The sequence below is a fragment of the Arthrobacter sp. UYCo732 genome, assembly GCF_040547265.1.
Lineage (GTDB): Bacteria > Actinomycetota > Actinomycetes > Actinomycetales > Micrococcaceae > Arthrobacter.
Genome location: NZ_JBEPPJ010000009.1, coordinates 17,317 through 37,137 on the forward strand (window position 1 = coordinate 17,317; position 19,821 = coordinate 37,137).

The window sequence follows — 19,821 nt, forward strand, 5'->3', positions numbered from 1 at the left end:
AACAGTGCGGCCTGCCAACACCCGCGGCCCGTGCGCACTCGCCCGAGTCCGGAGGCTCTCGTGACCGCGCGACATACGTTGTTCGCGACGCGAAAGGACCAGGTAAGCCTGCAGCAGTCTCTTCCGCTGGCCGGCACCGCCACGGAGGCTGGCTCATGCATGTGTCTGCCTGACTTGGGTCGGCATGACACCCGCAGCTGAGAGACCGGTGGTCTCAAGGTCGGTGGGGTTGCCGGCGGCGACGCTTGCGTGTCTGTTCGATTTGGATGGTGTGTTGACCGCAACGGCAACGGTTCACGCGGCAGCGTGGCAGGAGATGTTCGACGCATACCTGGAATCGCGGGCTCGGCGGCTCGGGACACCGTTCGTGGCGTTCGACGCGGTAGCCGACTATGACACTTACGTTGACGGCAAGTCCCGGGCTGATGGCACGGCCTCGTTTCTGGCCTCCCGCGGCATCGAGCTGCCGGCAGGCGGCCCGGACGATCAGGCCGGAGCGGAGACGGTCACTGCGCTGGGCAGGATTAAGAATGACATTTTGGTCCGCCGGATCGGCCACGACGGTGTGCAGGCTTACGAAGGGTCGGTACGCTACGTGCGGGCGGCTCGTACCGCTGGGCTGCGCACCGCGGTGGTTTCTTCCAGCGCCAACTGCGATCAGGTGCTCCGAGCCGCCGGTATAGCGGAGTTGTTCGAGACCCGCATCGACGGTCTCAGCCTGCAGGCCGAGGGGCTGGCGGGTAAACCTGCGCCGGACAGCTACCTGGCGGCGGCCCGGGCGCTGGGCGTGGCGCCCGGGCGGGCGGCGGTGTTTGAGGATGCCCTCTCCGGTGTGCAGGCAGGGCGAGCAGGCGGGTTCGGGTTCGTGGTGGGCGTGGACCGGGTCGGGCAGTCCCGCGCGCTGCGCGCCGCGGGCGCCGACATCGTCGTGGCCGACCTGGCTGAACTGCTGGACCGGACGTGATCAGCCACCCGGCTTACGCGGTCGAGCCGTGGTCGCTGCGCGAGACCGGTCTTGACCTCGATGTGTTGGCGCAGAGCGAGTCGCTGTTTGCGTTGTCCAACGGGCATCTCGGTTGGCGCGGGAACCTGGACGAAGGGGAGCCGCACGGGCTGCCCGGTTCGTACCTGAACGGAGTGTATGAGTCGCGGCCGATGCCCTACGCCGAGGCCGGATACGGCTACCCCGAAGCGGGGCAGACTGTCATCGACGTCACCAACGGCAAGCTGATCCGGCTGCTGGTCGATGATCATCCCTTCGACATCCGTTACGGGCAACTGCTCTCCCACGAACGGGTACTGGACTTCCGGACCGGACTGCTCACTCGTGAGGTGCGGTGGGTGTCTCCGGGAGGGCGGGCGGTGCGGGTGCATTCACGGCGGCTGGTGTCGCTGGTGCAGCGGGCGGTGGCCGCGATTTGCTACGAAGTCGAAGCCCTCGACCACGAGGTGCGGGTCGTTCTGCAGTCCGAGCTGGTCGCCAACGAGGCGTTGCCTCCCAGCAGCGGCGACCCGCGGGAGGCCGCCTGGTTGCGGGCGCCGCTGGTGTCCGAGCAGCACGCCTGCGCGGACACGGGGGGATTGCTGCTGCACCACACCGCCGTCAGTGGAATCCGGGTGGGCGCGGGGATGGCGCACGACATCCACGGCCCAGCCCCGGCGAGCCTGGATCCACCGGAGAATCTGGGCTCGGAGGGTCCACGTTCGGTGCAGGTCGTCGCGGAGAGCACACCGGACCTGGCACGGGTGTCGTTTACCGCGACCCTGCAGCCAGGGCAGCGGCTGAGGCTGGTCAAGTTCGTCGCTTACGGCTGGTCGGAGGTCCGATCGCAACCGGCGGTCGCCGATCAGGTCGCCGCCGCCCTCACGGCCGCCGGGCAGAGCGGGTGGGAGGGGCTGGTGGCCGAGCAGCGCGCCTACCTGGATGAGTTCTGGTCCCGTGCCGACGTTGCACTCGACGGTGACGCCGAGGTGCAGCAGGCGGTGCGGTTCGCGTTGTTTCATCTGTTGCAGGCCGGCGCGCGGGCCGAGGGACGGGCAATTCCGGCCAAGGGCTTGACCGGCCCCGGCTATGACGGGCACGCGTTCTGGGACACGGAGACCTACGTGCTGCAGGTGCTCACCTACAGTGCGCCGCAGGCCGCGCGCGACGCACTGGCGTGGCGGCACTCGATCCTGACCCAGGCGCTCGAGCGGGCGGCCCAGCTCGGGCTGGCCGGGGCGGTGTTTCCCTGGCGCACGATTGCCGGACATGAATGTTCCGGCTACTGGCCGGCCGGGACGGCGGCCTTCCACCTGCGCGCCGACATCGCCGACGCGGTGGTGCGCTACCTTCACGCCACCGGCGATGTGGCATTCGAGCGAGATATAGGGCTGGAGCTGCTGGCCGAGACAGCGCGGCTATGGTGCTCGCTGGGGCACTATGACGCACGGGGCGGGTTCCGTATCGACGGCGTGACCGGCCCCGACGAGTACTCGGCTGTGGCCGACAACAACATCTACACCAACCTCATGGCACAGCACAATCTTCTCTGCGCAGCCGAGACCGCCGGGCGACACCCTGATAAGGCGCGCGTCCTCGGCATCAACGCCGAGGAAATCGCTGCGTGGCGTGCCGCGGCGCGATCCATGGTCATCGGCTACGACCACACCCTCGGAGTGCATCCCCAATCCGAGGGATTCACCAGCCACGCTAGCTGGGACTTCGCCGCTACCACCGACGAGCAGTACCCGCTGCTGCTGCACGTGCCCTATTTCGACCTCTACCGAAAACAGGTGGTCAAACAGGCCGACCTGGTGCTGGCGATGCACCTGCGCGGTGAGGCATTCACCCCCGCGCAGAAGGCCCGCAACTTCGCCCACTACGAAGCCATCACAGTGCGCGATTCCTCACTGTCGGCCTGTACCCAAGCGGTGGTGGCCGCCGAGACCGGCCATCTGGAACTGGCCTACGACTACCTGACCGAAGCCGCCCTCATGGACCTGCACGACCTCGAGTACAACACCCGCGACGGCCTGCACGCAGCGTCGCTCGCCGGGACCTGGATCGCGCTCGTCCCAGGGCTTGCCGGGCTGCGTGAACGCGACGGCACCCTCGCCTTCGCCCCCCACCTCCCCGCGGGCATCACACGCCTGGCCGTCTCCCTTTGTGTGCGCGACCGGCGCCTGAGCGTTGAGATCGGCCCGCACACCACAACCTACCGCCTGCACGACGGTGACCCACTGACGCTGCTGCACGAGGACACCCCTTTCACCGTGAGCTGTTCAAACCCGGTCACCCGGACCAACTCTGCGACTCCGGACCACGGCGAACCTACCCGAGCGGCTCCGACCCAACCGCGCGGACGGGCTCCGGCCCATCGGCGACCCAGCCGATGATGCCCGCGACCAGGGCGTCAATCGTCCGAGGAGCCTCGGACGAGACGCGCCCGGTTATCGGTCTATTCGTACACCCGAAGACCGCCACGAGTTCGCTCCTTAGGAGGCCTTGGGCCGGACGACCAGGACAGGACATGGAGCGTGGTTGATGACCTGGGTCGTGACCGAGCCGAGGTGCAGTCCGGGAAATCCGCCGTGCCCGCGGGAACCGACAACAATGAGATCCGCATCCCTGGCGGCGTCGAGTATTGCCGAAGCCGGTGAATCACTGGGAACGAGCTGCCCGGTGGCGGCCACGCCCTCATCTGCAGCGGACTTCAGCGCCTCAGCCTGGAGCGTCCCTGCGATCTGCTCCGGGGACTCTTCGGCGGCGATTTCACCGGCCGCCGTTTCCAGCACGGCCGGATACCAGGCCATCGGCGGCTTGTTCCATGCCGTGATCAGCCGGAGCCGGCCGTTGCGCTGCCGGGCCTCCTCTATCGCCCAGTTCAGTGCTGTCTGGGAATGTTCGGATCCGTCAAAACCAACCACGATCGTGAATGAGCTGTTACTGGTCATTTGTGTTCCCTTTCACCGGCCTCAATGAGCATCCTAGACCTCACGTGCCCGCGCCGTTCAGGGTTGGTGGTACCGTCGGCACAGGCACGGAAGCCGGCGGTCCTTGGAATGGAGATCGGGCGCAGGATATGAAGAGCGGACCTCCGGCACCCAAGGCGGCGTTTCATCCCAGGACGGCCGCGCACCGGGAGAAGGGACTGGGCCGGCTCCGCCTGCGTGATTCCGTTGCGATGGCTGTCGGGGGCATGATCGGCGGGGGCATCTTCAGCGTCCTGGGTGTGACCGTCGCACTTGCCGGGCACCTTGCTGTCGGAAGCTTCATCATCGGAGGAGCCATCGCCATGGTGACCGCGCATTCCTTTGCGGCGCTCTCGGCACGGGCGGGACGCTCCGGCGGCCTCTTCGTCTACCTCCACAATGCCGGATTCCCGCGCACCGGCTCCTACATCTCTGGTTACTGATGTTCGGGTATCTGATCGCGTTAGCGGTCTATGGCTTCACCTTCGGCCACTACGCTGCACACGCGTTTGGTCTGCCGGGGGCGTTCGCGAACGGATTCGCGGCCCTGATCCTGCTGGTATTCCTCGGGATCAACCTGCGCGGCGTGGGCGCATCGGCACTCTCGGAAGACCTTGTGGTCCTGATCAAGGTAGCCGTACTTGCCCTGATCTCCGCGATCGGGTTCGCGCACTTCTCCCCCGAGAGGCTTGCTCCGCTGGATGACAAGGGCCCGGCCAGTGTCATCGTGGCCTCGGCATCGATCTTCGTCGCCTACGAGGGGTTCGAACTGCTCTCCTACGACTACGACGACCTCCTTAAACCACGCCGGACGCTGCCGCGGGCGCTCTACCTCTCGGTCGCGATCGTCACACTGGTCTACGTCACCGTGACGATCGGCTCCCAAATGCTTGTCAGCGACGGCATCATCGTGGCCCAAAAGGAAGTAGCCTTCGCCGCTGCCGGGCAGGCGGCCCTCGGGACGGCGGGATACTGGATCGCGAGCCTCGGAGCGCTCCTGGCGGCGGGTTCCGCGATCAACGCCACCCTGTTCTCCACAGCACGCCAGATGCACGAAATCGCCCTGGCGCACGAGCTGCCAGCCGCATTCGAAAAAACCCGGTCCGGCCTGCCCGTCACCGCGCTCGTCTTCCTGGCCGTCTTCGGCGCAGCCTTCGCCATGCTGCCGGACATCACAGCCCTGCTGACCTTCGGATCGGCGGTCTTCCTGGCCGTCTTCGGCACCACGAACCTTCTCGCCGCCCGGGTCCTGCCGGGATTCTGGCCACGGCTGGTCAGCGGCACCGGGTTTCTGGCCTGCCTCGGCGCCCTGATCGTCCTGATGATCCTCCACGACCAGGCCACCTTACTGCTCATCGGAGCATCCCTGACCTCCGTCTCCGTCCTGCGGCTCGCCTTCGTCCGGCACCGGAAACACAACGCGAAAGCCGGTGGGGCGTGAACCAGCCCAACGTCTGAAGACAAGCTCCGGCCGGCCTCGGGCAAGACCGACCCTGCAAGCGGCCTTCGCGCGCTGGCGCCGGCGTGCAGTCGGGCCGTGGTCATGACCTGCAGGCCCGCCCGCGGGGCCTGGCGGAGCCGGAGCGCCGCAGGCCTGAACCGGTCCAGAGGTCGTGATCGCGGTCTCACACCTCCCGGTGAGCGTCCTGCGAATCACAGCCAGACCCGGACGTTATTCTTTGACGGTTGCATGAACATGACGCCCGTCAGCGACTACTTGTGTGCTCTTGCCCTCGTTAGAATGGGAACCGTGGGAAGACCACTCAACTGATTGCGTGGAGGCAGGAACATGTCGCAAAGCAACGAGTTCGAAGAGCACACCGGCGAGCCGCGCGGCGGGCGGAAATCAAAGGACGCAGAGGTCCGCGGCCGCTACGTGGAAGGCGACTACGGCGAAGCCGGCACTGAAGCCGGTCGCCACGCTGGCGACGACGAAGGCCAATACGCCGAAGGCGATTATGGTGCAGCCGGCAGCGAGGCAGCCTTGACCGCTTCAACTGACAAAGATGCAGAAGAATCCGGACGCTTCGTGGAAGCTGACTACGGCACCGCCGGAACGGTCCACGGCCGAACCGCAAATACAGAAACCGGCCAATACGCCGAGGGAGACTACGGTACGGACGGAACCGTGGGCCCCCAACGCGATGGCGGAGCAGACGCCGAAGCAGACACAGAGTGACAGCACATCCGGTCCGGACGCACGGCCCGACCGCTGCATCGTTATTCAGGCAGGTCTGGCTCCTGGTCGCGGACGCTGGGCGTGTTCGATTGAATTCCGAGGGCTACCGATTCGAGTCCGCTAGTTCTTCCGGCCAGAACGCGGCGCAGGCCGTCCAAGGTGTTGCGTTGTGCTCGCCTTTTCGGCAACGACCAACAGTGGTGTCCATCCAGTTAGGGCTTATGCCGCTTTGATGGGTGTCTTGCCGTTGGAGGATGCTGCGGCCACATTTTCACGGGCCAGGAACGCGGAGAGTTCACCAATAGTGCTCATCAGCGGAGCCGGGAAGACAACGGTGGTGTTCTTATCCACGCCGATTTCAACCAAGGACTGCAGGTTCCTGAGCTGCAAGGCCAGCGGGTGGGCCATCATGGTATCGGAAGCGTCTCCAAGGGCTGTCGCGGCGATGGCTTCGCCTTCAGCGGCGATGATCTTCGCCCTCTTCTCACGTTCGGCCTCAGCCTGGCGGGCCATGGCACGCTTCATGCTATCGGGTAGCTGGATGTCCTTCAGCTCCACCAAAGTCACTTCGACGCCCCAATCGATGGTCAAAACGTCGAGGATTTCACGGATGTCAATATTGATCCGTTCGGTCTCGGACAAGGTTTGGTCCAGCGTATGGCGGCCGACGACTTTCCGCAGCGTCGTCTGGGCGATCTGGTCGATGGCCGAGGCCACGTTTTCGATCGCGACCACAGACTTCACAGCGTCCACGACCCGGTAATATGCCACCGCAGAGACGTCGACACTCACGTTGTCCTGGGTAATAATGCCCTGAGACTGAATCGGCATGGTCACGATCCGCAAGCTCACCAGCGGCAACCGGTCAATAACCGGGATGATCAGCCGCAAACCCGGATCCCTGACTCCCATGACTCTGCCGAGACGGAAAAGGACGCCCTTCTCGTATTGACGCACGATCCGGATCGACATTTTCGCCACGATGAGCAGCAGTACTACAAGGATGATGACAATGACAATGGTGGGGTCCATCAGGATCCCCTCCCTGGCTTTGAGCAGGACGTGCCGGCGCCGGGCCGGCTCCGTGACAGGCGCCCCTCCTCAATGGTCCCACCAAGACGCGCAAAAAGCGCCTCGCCGACGAGACGCACCTATCAGGGTTCCGGCGAATGGTGATGATGTCCCTACCAGTTCTGTCCCGGGAAAGGGGAACCGAAGGGGCCAGGAGCAGTGCCTGGTCCTTATGAAACCCTGTACTAAGCGCGCCCGGCGCCCAAGCGGGGGACGGCCCAATAGCCGCGGAGCGCCGGTACCGGCGAACACCAGTGGGGCCTGCGTCGGTTTATCGCACCCGTCGGTAGTAGTCCTTCCAGATCAGTCGGTGTATCGGGACGCGGCGGGGCAGTGACCTGAGCCCCGGGATGAAGGGGACAAGGGTCAGCAGAAGAGTCAGCAGGACCATGATGGAGACGACGAGTATGTCGGCGTTGGGGGAGGATTTAATCGGCTCCACCTGATACAGGAAGGAGAATAGCCAGAGCCAGGATTGGCCTGGATAGTTACCGGTCTCGTTCATCATGCCCCACTGGTCCCCGGTCAGGTGAGCGGTGTCGGCCAGCCCTGGGAAATAGGTTCCGTCTCCGAGGAACAAGACGCTGGGGGTGTAATCGGTGCTATAGAAGGAGCCTTTGGCCTGGAGCACCCCGTCCAGGGCTCCTTGCTGGGCCATGGTGAGCAGAGCTCCCGTGAGCGCGGGGACGGGGCCGTAGTCGCCGCTGGCAACCTTCGCAGGGTCGTTATCGGGAGCTTTCGAGAGGGCATCGGTGTAGGCTGCGGCCCAGTCCGTGTGCTGCTGGTCTGTTCCGGCGGTCCAGTCGGACACCGCGCTGGGCGGTGAGGGCAGTGACTTCAGCGGGGCGATGACGAAATCGTTGGCGGTATCGATAGGAATCCGGACGCCGGAGAACGTCTGCAGATCGATCGGACCGAGCTTTTGCGATGCATCCGGTGTTGAATTGTACGGAGGGCCGTACCCGGCGGTTTTACTGGTGCCTCCTAGTTCCGCGGTCGCGGTCGCGACGAAATCCGACGGCGCCGCTGTCGCCCACGATTTGAGGGTGACACTGGGATCATCCGGAGAGCTGAAGACCGCAGAGAGTCCGAGCACGAGCAGACCGACGACAATGACGCCGACCGTAAGTTCCTTGAACAGGTCGTACTCGCGTGCCCTGCCTCGCCATGGCCTGCTGGCGATATCGTCCCGCTTGCGCCAGGACATCGGGGCTGGTTTCTTACTCATTGGTCCTCACCTTCCCCGGCGGCGCTCCCGGGAAGGTCCTCCTGGAGCTGCGCGTCGGTTGCCGCTGCCTCCAGCGGAGGTACTACCCCGTGCATCCGAACCAGCAGCACGTGCAGGGCGACGACGCCGGCCACCGCCAGGGGTAGAAGGGTGATGTGCCACATCAGGATCTGGCCCAGGTTGGCGACGTTGAACCAGGCCCCGACCCCGACGGCGTTGAGGGCGTCCTTGGCCTGGAAGGCGATCCACTGCGAGTCGAAGTTGGTTTGGAGCAGGTATCCGGTGAACGCAGTGACAATGGAAACGACGAACGCGATCATCCCCGTGATCCAGGTCAGGACACGGCCACCCCGCCAGGCCGCCATCCAGTACTTGCCCCAGAGGTGGATCACCATGAACATGAAGAACAGCTCCACGCTCCACAAGTGGGTGCTGTTGATGAAATGGCCCAGCCCGGAGACGTGGTACCAGGCTGGACCGTTCAACGCCAGGATGCAGCCGGAGATAATGATGTAGACCAGCGCGGCGATGGCGCCCATGCCGAACACATAGATCCACGACGCGACGTAGCTGGGCTGGTCCTCCGGCAGCAGTTTCTCCGGGGGAAGCCGGCGCAGCATCCAGCCGCGCGTTTTACCCGTCCAGGTCGAGAACCGGGGCTCTTCTTCCACCGCATCGGCAGCGGAATTGCCGTCGGCGGTCATTTCCGGCCTTTGCCGCGAGGAAACGGGAGGAACAACGCAACCACAAACAACACGATCATCAGAACGATGACAATCAGGTTCCCGAACTGAATCAGGAAATTACCCCATCCAAGATAAATTCCGGGATCCGATATTCCAGTCTCCACCACAAACGATCCGCGCATAACGGCCTCCTGCCCAGGAAGGGCATATCGGGATACCTCAGGAACCACCTTCAAAACTCAGAGTACAGCGCCGTGCATCAACCGTTACCGCCGTCACGCTGCCCACTTTTCAGGTTCCGCAGCCACACCCGGGAGGGACGTGGCACTGGCAACGACGCCGGCGACGCTGAAGACCCGAATGCCGCCCCGATCTCCGAGGACTGAATCGTCGCTGGCTTGAGGAACCCAGCCGGGGTGGCCCCGCAAACACCGGAACTTACCAACCGCCTCCGGAGTCATCATCTACGTGGAAATCCCTCCACGCGGCGGCAGACGCCACTTTTTCACAAGCTGCCCCACCCGAACCCTGCAGGCCCGGCGGACAGCCGCAGCTGACCGCCGCCGGCCGGGCTTGCCCGCCCGAGCACGCCCGAGGGCGAATGATATTCAGGTCATGCGGCGCTGTGGGTATGGCAGGTGGTCCCGGAACATGGCGTAGGGGTGTCGCAGCGTCTTCGGGGCAGTGCCACCAGTGCCTGATCGTGTGGCGTTTGTCTTCGCTGCGTTTCCGCTCGGAGTAGGCCCGTCGCCGGGACTCGGCCCCCCAGTACTCCGGGAGGATCACCGGCAGCCGCCACTGTCGCGGACGCGGCAGCTACGACCGCAGGCTGCTGCGGGTCTCCTATCTCTCCGGGCTCCCAGCCCTGAATGGCCGCCCCGCCGCACGGGACCAGACCGACCGCAAAAGCAGCGAAGGGACGACTCAACGTCCTTTGGGCCATGCTCCGCGACGGCACCCCTACACCCCTGAGGGCCCTGCTGCATGACTGATCCAGATCCCTTCCCGTGGGGCACAAAAGCTTGCTGCGGCCGCGCAGGCTGGGAGAGCGGACCCGCAGACTCTCCCGGCGTGGAAGGGTTAGCCCCGGAACCTTCTCGCGGGCAGGTTGCCGGCGTAGCATGACCCGTGGAGCCGCGAACTGTCCCGGTGAACCGCCGCAACATCTTGGAACGGAACAGTGGCCCGGAGAGGCCTTGGAGGCGCCCATGCACGTCATTATCAACTCAGACCACAATGTTGCTCTCTCCGAGACGTCCAGTATCGAGATGTCCTCGACGGTGGAAGCCACGCTCGGACGATTCGATTCGTACCTGACGGGCGTGGAAGTTCACTTGAGCGATGAGAGCGCCGGACGGAGCACCGGCGATGACATCCGCTGTCTGCTCGAGGCCCGGCCGGAGGGCCTGAATCCGGAAGTCGTCACCAACAATGCTTCCTCGGCCAACGATGCGTTGAACGGGGCGCTCCGAAAGATGGTGAGCGTGCTAGATACCACCTTTGGGCGACGTGACCACCGCAAAGGCGGCACCCCGATGGGCCGGATCGAACCCGGCTAGGCCGGTGAACAATGGGCACCAGGAATCAGGACGACGCGCCCTTGCGTCAACCGGGACGCGACCAGCATCGAATCCAATGATGGATATCCAGGCTGGCCCGGGGAAAGCAAGACCGCGCGGCGCAGCGGAAACAGGTCGGACGGTGGGAGAACGAGGGCGGAGCCGTGAGCAGACCGGAGACAAAGAATCAGCGGAATGGTGGAGATCCGGCTTCGGGCACCGGGAGAGGTTCAGGTTGATCATGATCTGGATCTTCCATGTCCTTTCGCAAGACCCTCACCACGGGAGGTATGAGCTCTGCGACCTCGAGGGCCAGCCGGGCTGGGACAAATGGCGCACTGCTTGGATCCGCTTACGCACCGCCAAGGCCCCGGTCTGCGGACATTCAGGCGCGGCAGACCCGTTTAGTTGCACCACGGCCGCCTGCCTATTGCCTTGACCGGGTCGGTTTCTTAGCATGAGGGAACACGGGCCGAGTGTGGAACCAGCCGAATATTGGAGTGCGTTGCGATGACTGCAGATGAAACCCATCAACTGGTGAAACTCAGCGACACCGACAGAACCGTCGCCCTGGGGCAGGAAGATGTCCGCGGATACTCGGTGAAATCCCGCGACGGCGAGGATATCGGCAGCATCGAGGACCTTCTCATCGACCCGGTCAATGACAAGGTGCGGTTTCTGATCGTCGCCTCAGGCGGGTTCCTCGGCATTGGTAAGGACCATGCTTTCATCCCGGTCGATGCCGTCACCGGCATCAGCGTCGATGAGGTCACCGTTGACCGGACGCGCGAACACATAGCAGGGGCTCCGGAATATGCCCCGGAGCTCAGCAGCACCCGGGCCTATCAGGAAGCGGTCTTCGGCCATTACAACTACGCGCCGTATTGGAGCGCCGGGTATCTCTATCCCGGCTACCCTTTCTCGCACTGACCGGGGGTCTCGGACCGTCCGGCCCCGGGACCGGACCTGTCGGGACCCCGGGCCCGGTGTCCGGGCAGCAGGTACTCACTGAGCATCGCACGATGGCTCCTACTAAGAGGCCGGGAACTACACCACTCCACGGGACGTAGCCAGTGCCGAGAGGAAAGCTCCCCGGGTGGAGATGCATGAACTGCATTCCGTCGATCGGTTGATTGCTCCTGCATCGCTCCACGGAATTATCGATGGCGTCGCAATAAAGCCGTGATCGATGCTGGCTCTGGATCTACAAGCCGATCTCCCGGACGCTGGCGACGTTGGTGGCCCAACCACGCAGGATAAGGAGGTAGAGAAGACTGTGAGCTTTCACTTTGAAACGCACATCAACGGGCGGTACGAACACTGTAGGAATGGGCGAAAACGTCACCCGGAACGTGCAGATCGGGACACGGCGCCCCCGAACCGAAATGTCACTTTCAGAAGTCGTCTGCACAAATTTCACTACTCCTCTGCACAGCCCTCCGTGTCTGTAGGGGAGCGGCTTGCGGGACGCCGGCTACGGGTAGCCGTGATCCTTGTCATGCCTGAGGGTTGTCCGATGAGTCGGGGTGTCGATGGGCGTGATCTTCGTGGCCGGAGTGATCGTGGCTGGAGTGATCGTGGCTGGGGTGATCCCGTCCGGCAGTGGGTGAGCCGCCCATCATTTTGAGCATGCTGCCGGAGCCGCTACGGAAGAACACCACGAGCAGGACCAGCCCAAGGAGGATGAAGGCGATATTGAGCCAGGTCGTGTAGTTCCAGCTGATACCGGCCTCGATGATCGAGAGGTGCCGGTTGGTCGGGACCAGGTGCAGGGGGGTGAAGGTCAGCTCGACGACATAACCGGCGAGCACCATCGCCGCGTAGAAGATCGCGGTGATGCGCAGTGCCGCCCTCGTGCCGTAATACTTCCGGTAGATGAGGATGATCGGGATGATGATCAGGTCGGCGAAAATGAAGCTGATCACTCCGCCGAAGCTGATGCCGCCATTCCACAGGACTGCGGCGAGGGGTACGTTTCCGACCGAGCAGACAAAGCTGATGACCGCGATGAGCGGTCCGATCAGTGGTCCGAGGATGAACGCCAGGACCGGGTCATGGACGAAGAAGATCGCTTGCAGCCAGGGTTTCGGAACCCATGCGGCGAACGCTCCCGCGATGAGCAACCCGATCAGGATGTCGCGGAGCACGGCCGCCCAATCCATCACGAAGTACTGAGATACCGAGGTGATGCCGGCGCGGGAGAACAGCCTCTTCCAGAAGCTGCCTTCCGCCGCGACGGACATGTCCATCGCTGCGTGACCCTCCATCGAGCCGGCCAGACCTTTGTCGGCTTGCTCCCGGGCGGCATCCACAATCTTGCTCCGCATCCACATCCGGAACCCGAGGGCGACGAATACGATGATGAACGGGCCGCCGACGAATTCCGCCAGAGTGAACTGCCAGCCCATCACGAACGCCAGAATGAGCCCGAGCTCGAGCACCAGATTCGTCGATGCGATCTCGAACGCCATCGCGGCCGTGAAGTTGGCACCCTTGCGAATCAAGGCCCGCGCCAGGGCGACAGCTGCGTAGGAGCACGACGAAGACGCAGCGCCGAGAACAGCCGAAATCGAAAGGGAGCGAGGGGAGTCATCACGCATGAGAGCAATGATTCGCTCCTTGCGCACAACCGCCTGGATCACACCCGACAGGGTGAATCCGAGCACCAGGGGCCAGAGGATCTGCCATGCCATCGAGCCCGCGATGGCAAGAACATCGCCGATTGCTTCCAAGATGATCATGCATTCATCCTTTGCTCTTTAAGCTGTGCGACTACCCAATTGGGGGGTATTCCTAGTTACGCACGTTTTGAAAGGTCAGTCATGTGGCTTTCTAAATTTTTGGGGTTTGGCTGACGCCGGCGACGAGAGAGTGCTGGCTTTGCACCCGTTTTGTCATTTCCGGACCAGACTGCACAAATTTCAGAAGTCGTCTGCACGATCCTTACATGCGCAGGTGATATGCCCAGTTGAGGTGTACCCCAAACAGACGTAAAACCGGTGTGAACCGATGCCAATGGATACGTGGCAGGCTGGGGTCGAGATCGACATTTCTTGACACTTGGGTGGCGGGCTCTTAGCGTTGCCCTGCCACTATGGGGTGGGGAACAATGACTGGCCAGACTTTCGGCTATGTACGGGTCAGCTCGCTGGACAAGAACACGATCCGCCAACTCGACGGCGAGCATCTCGACCGGGTTTTCATGGACCAGGCGTCGGGGAAGGACCAAAACCGCCAGCAGCTGGATGCGTTGATCGATTTCGCCCGCGACGGCGACACCGTCCTGGTGCACTCAATGGACCGCCTGGCCCGGAACCTCGAGGACCTGCGCGCCATCGTCCGCCGGCTGACCGAGAAGAAGGTGCAGGTCCGGTTCGTGAAGGAGAACCTGACCTTCACCGGAGACGACACCGCGATGGCGACATTCCTGCTTTCCGTGATGGGGGCGTTCGCCGAGTTCGAACGGGCCCTCATCAGGGAACGCCAACGCGAAGGAATCACCCTGGCCAAAAAGGCCGGCATCTACAAAGGCAGAGGCAAGGCGCTGAACCCCCGGGCAGGCGGCCGACCTGGTACGGCGTGCCGCCGCCGGCGAGGCGAAAGCCGCACTCGCCCGGGAATTCGGGGTCAGCCGCCAAACCGTCTACCAATACCTTCAACCGGGCCCCAATAGAACGCCGCCGTCGAATCGTGCAGGCGTGTACTGAGCAAATGACCCTCTGTGCAGACGAGCACGGACAACTCACCGCTCACCACTCGCCTGCACAACCCCCGGAAAATCAACTCAACCAGTGCAGCCGAGTATTGAAAATGACACGAAAGACCCCTGGTGATGCCGGGCAGTCAACCTGCTTCCCGGAACCGGCCCGGGTGCGTCGCGGCTATTTGCCGGTGCTGCCCCGGGGTGACGTTGAAGGTTTTGTTGTCCTGGCCAGGCAGGACAACGACATCGACCTTCTGGCCCGGTTCTTTCTGGCGGAGAGCCGCGGTCAGTTCCAGGGCGTTGTTGATCGGGGTTCCGGCGAATTTGGTGATGATGTCCCCGGGCTGGATGCCGGCCTTCTTGGCCGGGCCTCCCGGCTGCGCATCCAGGACGAGGGCGCCCTTCGCCGTGGAAAGGCTAAACTGCTGGGCGACCTGCGGGGAAATGTCGGTCGGCACAACGCCGAGGACCGCGTGCTTGACCGTGCCGCTCTTCAACAATTCGTCATCGGCCTCTGTGACTGCGGTGGCGCCGGCCGTACCGCTTCACTTCACGGAGCAGCTCCGCGTAACTGAGCGAGACGCGCCCTTCGTCGAGCGCGGACGAGTCAGGGAACCGTTCTGCGGTTCCCACGAGGATCCGGATTGCAGGACGGCCACCGACCAAACGGGTCGAAAGCCCCCGGGTCCCGATGCTTCGACCGCGGAGCCGCCGTGGATGCCCGCGGGCGGTTTAGCAGGTGATCGGATTCTGGAGGGCCACCCGGGATCCGATCGGCAGATCGGACCGCCCAGCCCCTTGCGGCACGCGTCAGCCGGGCCCAACGCTGCGCCGGCAAGGCAGTTTTAAATCATGTTCTTGAGTGGTGGGTGGAAGAGCATAATGAAACCAGCGCCCCGGACCTGCGGGATCTTCGATTACCTCGTGCGTCACTTTCCAGTGAAAGGAGCTTGCGAGATGTGGACCAACACGGATGTTCATGTCCACGCGTTGACCGCCACCAATGACGCCGACATCAGCGATGCCCCTATCTTGGGTCATGTTCCACCGGTAACGAACCACGGAATGCACACCTGGGAGAAGGACGTTTGGAAGGAACGGGACCATGAGTGAAAACGGAGCAACGGTTGATCCGAGCGCATCCGAACCCGTCCGGGTTCCAGGTGCCTCCCGCGGCGACGGAGGGATTGTCGTGGGGGTGGACGGTTCTCCGGGATCGCTGGCGGCCTTGGAGTGGGGACTCGCGGAGGCGAAGCTACGCGGCGTCACAACCCTTGCGGTCTTTGCCTGGCAACCTCCCGAATTTTACCCGGCCCAGAACGCATGGACCCCGCGGATCGGTCCCTCCGGCGAAACGGCGAAACAATTGGCTGATGAAGCGACCGCCGAGATAACCAGGATCGGGGAAGACGCCGCGGGACGACATGGGGTGAAGATCAGGTGCGAGGCCGTCGAGGGGCACCCCGCAGAAGCGCTCATTCGTACAGGCCAGGACGCGGCCATGCTGGTGGTAGGTTCCCGTGGCCATGGCGGTTTCGCCGGGGTTCTGCTTGGTTCGGTGAGTCAGCATGTGGTGGCCCACGCCCGCTGCCCGGTCGTCATCGTCCCCGATCCCGGACGTGAAGGCCTCCGGTCATGATCGGACATCCGGACTTTGTGACCGAACCGTCGTGTCTTCGGGAAACAGGTCAGGATCTTGGGCTGTTGGCCCAGACGGAATCAGTGTTCGCGCTCTCCAACGGGCATATTGGCTGGCGGGCCATCCTGGACGAGGGTGAGCCGCACGGCTTGCCTGGCTCCTACTTAAACGGGGTGTTCGAGCAGCGGCCCCTGCCCTACGCAGAGGCCGGCTACGGGTATGGGGCTTGAGGACCAATGCTCGGGAAAGCCACGCTAAGCGGGGTGAGGGCCGCATAGCAGGGGTACTGGCCGGAGCTGCTGTTACGCCGGGCCGGGGCGCCGGCGGTGAGCCGACGTCCGATGCTTGATTTGGTGAGGTGGCCGTAGATCGTGGAGCGCGGAACTTGGAGCAGGTCGGCGATGCGTTGGACGGTGTGGTCCCCTGCGTCGTAGAGCTGTTGGACGTGGCGGACCTGGTCCGGGTGAGCTTCGGGCGCCTACCTCCGGTTCGTCCGCGGGCCCGAGGATCCAGATGAAGGTGCGCGGAGGTGCAGCGTGGGCAGCGCGGGCCAGCTGCGGGCGGTGGGCTGCCACCGTCCCATTTTGTCCGAAAACAGGACGTGTACTTACGCGACCACGATGTCGTCCTGGTCGTCTGGGCCCACGGCTGATCGTTTCTAGTGAAATATCGCGCTAGCGTCGGATATTTCACCTTTTCACAAGTCGCCCCTAGAAGACAACGTCGTTGCCGCTGTTCCAGTTCTCCACCACCTGCAGGCCCGAGTTGATTTCGCGGCGTAGGTCTTCGCTGGCGAGGTAGCCGGCGGCGAAGATTGTCCGCACGACACGTCCGAGTTCTTCCAGGGCCTCGTATGTGGGGTGTTTGGGGCCTCCTCGGGTGAAGCGGCGCAGGATTGCCTCCGATTCGGCAGTGCCGAGCTTGAGGGCAGTGGCGTATTTGACCATCTGGTCATATTGCTGGGCAATGATGTCCCAGTTGATCGGTCTGGACAGCACCGGGTTGATCTCCCCGTAGGCCTCCTCGTTGCTGGCCCGGTAGAGGCGGATCGAGCCGATGTTCTTCAACCTCGGCAGCAGCTTGAACCCAAGGAGCTCGGTGAACGCGAACCCCACGATCGAGGCCCCGTGGGTGTCGACGTAGTTCGCTTCAATCTCAGCATCGGTGTCAAGGCGCAGGACGCCTTCGATCATCGCCGCAACCTCGGACGAGGAGCAGTTCTTCAACTGCGAGTAAATGCACGTCGACTTCTTCTCCACGTGCCAGTAGATCATCACCCCGGGCCCGCCGTAGCGGTTGTGCCACTCGGTCATCAGGTTCGATTCCCAGGAACCGAACTTCTTCGAATCCGACGCGCAGGCGTTCCCTTCACCCCACCACTCCGGATTCCTGGCCTCGAACGTGGCGTTGACGACCTTCACGATGGCCTGACGCAGATTGTCCTTCGTAATGAATGTCCGGCGCACATGGCGTAGCTCCCGCTCGCTCTCTCCATGGCCGCCGGCATCAGTTACGGCTTTGATGCCCATGTTCGTACCGAGCCCGAAAAGACAGAGCAACAACCGCCGACGCAGGGTTTCACGGTCAAGGACCTCACGGGAGGCGACGGAGACGAATTCCTCGGTGAATCCGGTCAGGAAGTCCGCCTCCTTGAGGACTTCGAGTAAGTCCAGCGTGCCCCACCGTGACAGGACCTCGTCCTTGAGCTTGCCCAGATTCGCCGGCTCTTCGAGCTTTTCCAGCTTGGGCACCTTTATCCACGGAGCCCCACGGCGTCTGCTGATCTTCACCCCGCCGGTGGTATCGGCCAGCAGCCCGTTATCCAACTGCTCCAGTGATCGGGTCATTCTGGACTGCAGATCAAAAATGAACTTGGCCGGGTCCAGCGGTTTCCGCAAAGCCTCGTAGTGGAGCTCGCGGGAAGCATCGAAGTCCTGGGGCAGGTCATCTTCCGGATCCCGCCATTTACCTGCCCCATCGATGAAGACCTCGCGACGGCGCAATGAGTCCCGTAACGACACGAGCAGACAGAGCTCGTACGGGATCCGCTCAATCCTTCCCTTCTCATCCCGGACGGCACCTTCCCAGGACTTGGGCACCACACCAATAACCGGAACCGGCTCGTCGGCGGCAAAGAACTGGTTCTTGCTTCCAGCATCCGCGTACCGTTTCAGCAATGCGATGGCATCCATCATGGGACGGAATGCCGTGTTGTGGCACCGGAACCGCAGCACGGACAGCAGTGCTGGCAGCATCCGCCGGTAATGATTCGAGTACGAACCACGCAACACGGTCCGGACTTTGCCCTGGAACACGCTCTCGTTGGCTTTTGCTTCCTGGACCAGCTGCCGCAGGGTTTTCTCGCTCACCACGGGGAACACGGCCTTCCGGACCGTCTCATCCGGGCATGCAACCGCTGTCTCGGCCAGTTTGAACAGCAATGCCGTTTTCCCGCGGACCCTTTGCAGATCCTCGGTCAGTTCTTTCTCGACCTTCTTCACCGCGCTGGTATTGATCTTCAACACCAGGACCAGCAACAGATCCATTAGGCTGTCAACAATCTCCGCGGTGCGTTGATGACACAACGCCGCCAAGAGCGTCAAGCGCACCGGCCGCGTGGCGCCCTGAAAATCCGATGGATACATCCGTGCCGCCCTGGCACGCCATGCGCTCACGACCTTCTCCGACACCCCGGCAAACAAGTCCGACGGCAAGTCCAATCCCTGGGCCGCTGAGAGCTTCTCCACCTCCGCCAGCAACGACTCCAAACCAGCCGGGCCCGGATCAGCCTTCAACACCGACAACAGAGAACCCGCTGCACCGTCAGCGACGAGAGCTTCCAGGCCAACAGCGCCGTCCTGCCCCAAAACCGTGAGGACATCAGCACAAAAGGCGCTGCTCAAACAAGGCCCGGCCAGCACCAACTATCCTGCCCGCACGCCCCGGCGGCTCAATCCGCTCCTGACGGCACCGGGACTACAAAGCATCAAGAAGCGCAGACTCACGAACTTCCGACGGACAAACCCGCTCCGCCAACCAGCCCGCCAGCCGGGCCTCATCAGCGGAGGTGAACTCACGAAAACCAAACACTGATCGGATATCGGAGCGATGACGCTCGATTGTCCGACCGGTCCACATATACGAAACAAGGCCTTCCGCCGGAACTCCGACCTGCTCAGAAACATAGGCCACCGCCGCGGGATCGAATTCCTCTGGTCCACTCGGGAATCTCGCTTCGATCTCGAAAAACTTCAGCAACAGAGCGAAGCCCAGCCGTGTGGGGCCAGGTTTCTGGCCAAGCAGGTCCAAATCGCGCCCGACCAATGTCCAGCCCTCAATAAGTCCAGGATTCACTCGACCACGATCACACAAACAGGCGCCGCACCGCTACATACTTGGCGGCTCACGACACGTTCAGGAGGACCGGGCCTACGCCGTGGGCGCTGCGCCTTCCTTATCTGCGCTGAGAGCCCCTAGGCGCCCCCCTGCGCCTCAAGAAGCGCAGCAAGCATAAGGAGGGCGTCTTCGGCTTTTTCGTGTCCGGACGGGCCTTCGAGGGAGCTTTCCAGGACTGAAAGCTCCACCTCGCAGCCGAAGGGGAAATCAGCTGTCATAACCTCCAGCAGTGATCTGGCGTCGACGCCCTGAATTCCTGCACAACGGATGGTGACGGCGAGACCCGTAGCCGTCACCGCCCGAACGAATTCCGCCGCGGGACGGGCATGCAATCCGATCGAAGCCGAAACCACGGCCTTGTGAACTGGCAAAGCGTCTCCTTTATCCCGACGGCCGCACCGCCACC

At 63.3% G+C, this 19,821-nt stretch carries 19 protein-coding genes and 1 pseudogene; 11 read left to right on the forward strand and 9 right to left on the reverse strand.

Features of this window, described 5'->3' with window-relative positions; genetic code table 11:
- The first annotated feature begins 184 nt into the window (after window positions 1–184).
- Complete coding sequence (locus tag ABIB45_RS12925) at window positions 185–964, forward strand: HAD family hydrolase (protein WP_354216261.1); 780 nt, start codon at window positions 185–187, stop codon at window positions 962–964.
- The gene (locus tag ABIB45_RS12930; RefSeq protein ID WP_354216262.1) at window positions 961–3,378 is read left to right on the forward strand and encodes a glycoside hydrolase family 65 protein; all 2,418 of its coding nucleotides are present in this window, start codon (window positions 961–963) and stop codon (window positions 3,376–3,378) included. Before ABIB45_RS12925 ends, ABIB45_RS12930 begins: the two co-directional genes overlap by 4 nt.
- Before the next feature lie 99 nt (window positions 3,379–3,477).
- Here the strand turns inward: ABIB45_RS12930 and ABIB45_RS12935 are convergent, their stop codons facing one another.
- Window positions 3,478–3,936 carry a universal stress protein gene (locus ABIB45_RS12935; RefSeq protein WP_354216263.1) on the reverse strand — a complete coding sequence of 153 codons (459 nt, stop codon included), beginning with the start codon at window positions 3,934–3,936 and terminating at the stop codon, window positions 3,478–3,480.
- A gap of 128 nt (window positions 3,937–4,064) precedes the next feature.
- Here ABIB45_RS12935 and ABIB45_RS12940 point away from each other — a divergent pair, with 128 nt between their 5' ends.
- From ABIB45_RS12940 to ABIB45_RS12950, 3 genes are all read left to right on the forward strand, one after another.
- The gene (locus tag ABIB45_RS12940) at window positions 4,065–4,397 is read left to right on the forward strand and encodes a hypothetical protein (protein ID WP_354216264.1); all 333 of its coding nucleotides are present in this window, start codon (window positions 4,065–4,067) and stop codon (window positions 4,395–4,397) included.
- A complete protein-coding gene (locus ABIB45_RS12945; RefSeq protein ID WP_354216265.1) occupies window positions 4,397–5,395 on the forward strand; it encodes an APC family permease in 999 nt (332 codons plus the stop codon). The genes ABIB45_RS12940 and ABIB45_RS12945 overlap by 1 nt, the downstream gene beginning before the upstream one ends.
- A 348-nt stretch (window positions 5,396–5,743) precedes the next feature.
- Window positions 5,744–6,133, forward strand: coding sequence for a hypothetical protein (locus ABIB45_RS12950; protein ID WP_354216266.1), 390 nt, complete (start codon window positions 5,744–5,746; stop codon window positions 6,131–6,133).
- 219 nt (window positions 6,134–6,352) lie between these two features.
- Here ABIB45_RS12950 and ABIB45_RS12955 read toward each other — a convergent pair whose 3' ends face one another.
- The 3 genes from ABIB45_RS12955 to ABIB45_RS12965 form a co-directional block, all read right to left on the reverse strand.
- Window positions 6,353–7,165, reverse strand: a complete 813-nt coding sequence (locus tag ABIB45_RS12955; RefSeq protein WP_354216267.1) for a slipin family protein — start codon at window positions 7,163–7,165, stop codon at window positions 6,353–6,355.
- Window positions 7,166–7,475: 310 nt separating this feature from the next.
- Entirely contained in the window at window positions 7,476–8,432 is a 957-nt protein-coding gene (locus ABIB45_RS12960; protein ID WP_354216268.1) for a hypothetical protein, read from the reverse strand.
- Entirely contained in the window at window positions 8,429–9,136 is a 708-nt protein-coding gene (locus ABIB45_RS12965; RefSeq protein ID WP_354216269.1) for a cytochrome b N-terminal domain-containing protein, read from the reverse strand. Before ABIB45_RS12965 ends, ABIB45_RS12960 begins: the two co-directional genes overlap by 4 nt.
- Before the next feature lie 1,190 nt (window positions 9,137–10,326).
- Between ABIB45_RS12965 and ABIB45_RS12970 the strand changes: the two genes are divergently transcribed.
- Window positions 10,327–10,677 carry a hypothetical protein gene (locus tag ABIB45_RS12970; protein WP_354216270.1) on the forward strand — a complete coding sequence of 117 codons (351 nt, stop codon included), beginning with the start codon at window positions 10,327–10,329 and terminating at the stop codon, window positions 10,675–10,677.
- A 510-nt stretch (window positions 10,678–11,187) separates the two neighbouring features.
- Window positions 11,188–11,607, forward strand: coding sequence for a PRC-barrel domain-containing protein (locus tag ABIB45_RS12975; RefSeq protein WP_354216271.1), 420 nt, complete (start codon window positions 11,188–11,190; stop codon window positions 11,605–11,607).
- Between the two features lie 566 nt (window positions 11,608–12,173).
- On the opposite strand, the gene ABIB45_RS12980 is transcribed toward ABIB45_RS12975, so the two are convergent.
- Window positions 12,174–13,409: a permease gene (locus ABIB45_RS12980; RefSeq protein WP_354216272.1), complete on the reverse strand. Its 1,236-nt coding sequence runs from the start codon at window positions 13,407–13,409 to the stop codon at window positions 12,174–12,176.
- 377 nt (window positions 13,410–13,786) lie between these two features.
- On the opposite strand from ABIB45_RS12980, the pseudogene ABIB45_RS22625 reads away from it, so the two are divergent.
- Window positions 13,787–14,137: pseudogene (locus tag ABIB45_RS22625) on the forward strand (recombinase family protein); the annotation flags it as partial.
- 109 nt (window positions 14,138–14,246) lie between these two features.
- On the forward strand, window positions 14,247–14,384 hold the full coding sequence (locus tag ABIB45_RS22630; RefSeq protein ID WP_502909182.1) for a helix-turn-helix domain-containing protein: 138 nt from the start codon (window positions 14,247–14,249) through the stop codon (window positions 14,382–14,384).
- A 136-nt stretch (window positions 14,385–14,520) separates the two neighbouring features.
- Here ABIB45_RS22630 and ABIB45_RS12990 read toward each other — a convergent pair whose 3' ends face one another.
- On the reverse strand, window positions 14,521–14,877 hold the full coding sequence (locus ABIB45_RS12990; RefSeq protein ID WP_354216273.1) for a S1C family serine protease: 357 nt from the start codon (window positions 14,875–14,877) through the stop codon (window positions 14,521–14,523).
- Between the two features lie 608 nt (window positions 14,878–15,485).
- Here ABIB45_RS12990 and ABIB45_RS12995 point away from each other — a divergent pair.
- The gene (locus ABIB45_RS12995; protein ID WP_354216274.1) at window positions 15,486–16,019 is read left to right on the forward strand and encodes a universal stress protein; all 534 of its coding nucleotides are present in this window, start codon (window positions 15,486–15,488) and stop codon (window positions 16,017–16,019) included.
- Complete coding sequence (locus ABIB45_RS13000; RefSeq protein ID WP_354216275.1) at window positions 16,016–16,249, forward strand: hypothetical protein; 234 nt, start codon at window positions 16,016–16,018, stop codon at window positions 16,247–16,249. Before ABIB45_RS12995 ends, ABIB45_RS13000 begins: the two co-directional genes overlap by 4 nt.
- A 480-nt stretch (window positions 16,250–16,729) precedes the next feature.
- Here the strand turns inward: ABIB45_RS13000 and ABIB45_RS13005 are convergent, their stop codons facing one another.
- From ABIB45_RS13005 to ABIB45_RS13015, 3 genes are all read right to left on the reverse strand, one after another.
- Window positions 16,730–18,940, reverse strand: a complete 2,211-nt coding sequence (locus tag ABIB45_RS13005) for a Tn3 family transposase (RefSeq protein WP_354216276.1) — start codon at window positions 18,938–18,940, stop codon at window positions 16,730–16,732.
- Between the two features lie 55 nt (window positions 18,941–18,995).
- On the reverse strand, window positions 18,996–19,373 hold the full coding sequence (locus ABIB45_RS13010) for a DUF4158 domain-containing protein (protein WP_354216277.1): 378 nt from the start codon (window positions 19,371–19,373) through the stop codon (window positions 18,996–18,998).
- A 119-nt stretch (window positions 19,374–19,492) separates the two neighbouring features.
- On the reverse strand, window positions 19,493–19,786 hold the full coding sequence (locus tag ABIB45_RS13015; RefSeq protein ID WP_354216278.1) for an HPr family phosphocarrier protein: 294 nt from the start codon (window positions 19,784–19,786) through the stop codon (window positions 19,493–19,495).
- Window positions 19,787–19,821 lie beyond the last annotated feature (35 nt).

Coding starts and splice junctions, on each gene's coding strand:
- ABIB45_RS12925 (WP_354216261.1), top strand. CDS start 185: ATGACACCCGCAGCTGAGAGACCGGTGGTCTCAAGGTCGGTGGGGTTG.
- ABIB45_RS12935 (WP_354216263.1), bottom strand. CDS start 3,936: ATGACCAGTAACAGCTCATTCACGATCGTGGTTGGTTTTGACGGATCC.
- ABIB45_RS12940 (WP_354216264.1), top strand. CDS start 4,065: ATGAAGAGCGGACCTCCGGCACCCAAGGCGGCGTTTCATCCCAGGACG.
- ABIB45_RS12945 (WP_354216265.1), top strand. CDS start 4,397: ATGTTCGGGTATCTGATCGCGTTAGCGGTCTATGGCTTCACCTTCGGC.
- ABIB45_RS12950 (WP_354216266.1), top strand. CDS start 5,744: ATGTCGCAAAGCAACGAGTTCGAAGAGCACACCGGCGAGCCGCGCGGC.
- ABIB45_RS12955 (WP_354216267.1), bottom strand. CDS start 7,165: ATGGACCCCACCATTGTCATTGTCATCATCCTTGTAGTACTGCTGCTC.
- ABIB45_RS12960 (WP_354216268.1), bottom strand. CDS start 8,432: ATGAGTAAGAAACCAGCCCCGATGTCCTGGCGCAAGCGGGACGATATC.
- ABIB45_RS12965 (WP_354216269.1), bottom strand. CDS start 9,136: ATGACCGCCGACGGCAATTCCGCTGCCGATGCGGTGGAAGAAGAGCCC.
- ABIB45_RS12970 (WP_354216270.1), top strand. CDS start 10,327: ATGCACGTCATTATCAACTCAGACCACAATGTTGCTCTCTCCGAGACG.
- ABIB45_RS12975 (WP_354216271.1), top strand. CDS start 11,188: ATGACTGCAGATGAAACCCATCAACTGGTGAAACTCAGCGACACCGAC.
- ABIB45_RS12995 (WP_354216274.1), top strand. CDS start 15,486: ATGAGTGAAAACGGAGCAACGGTTGATCCGAGCGCATCCGAACCCGTC.
- ABIB45_RS13000 (WP_354216275.1), top strand. CDS start 16,016: ATGATCGGACATCCGGACTTTGTGACCGAACCGTCGTGTCTTCGGGAA.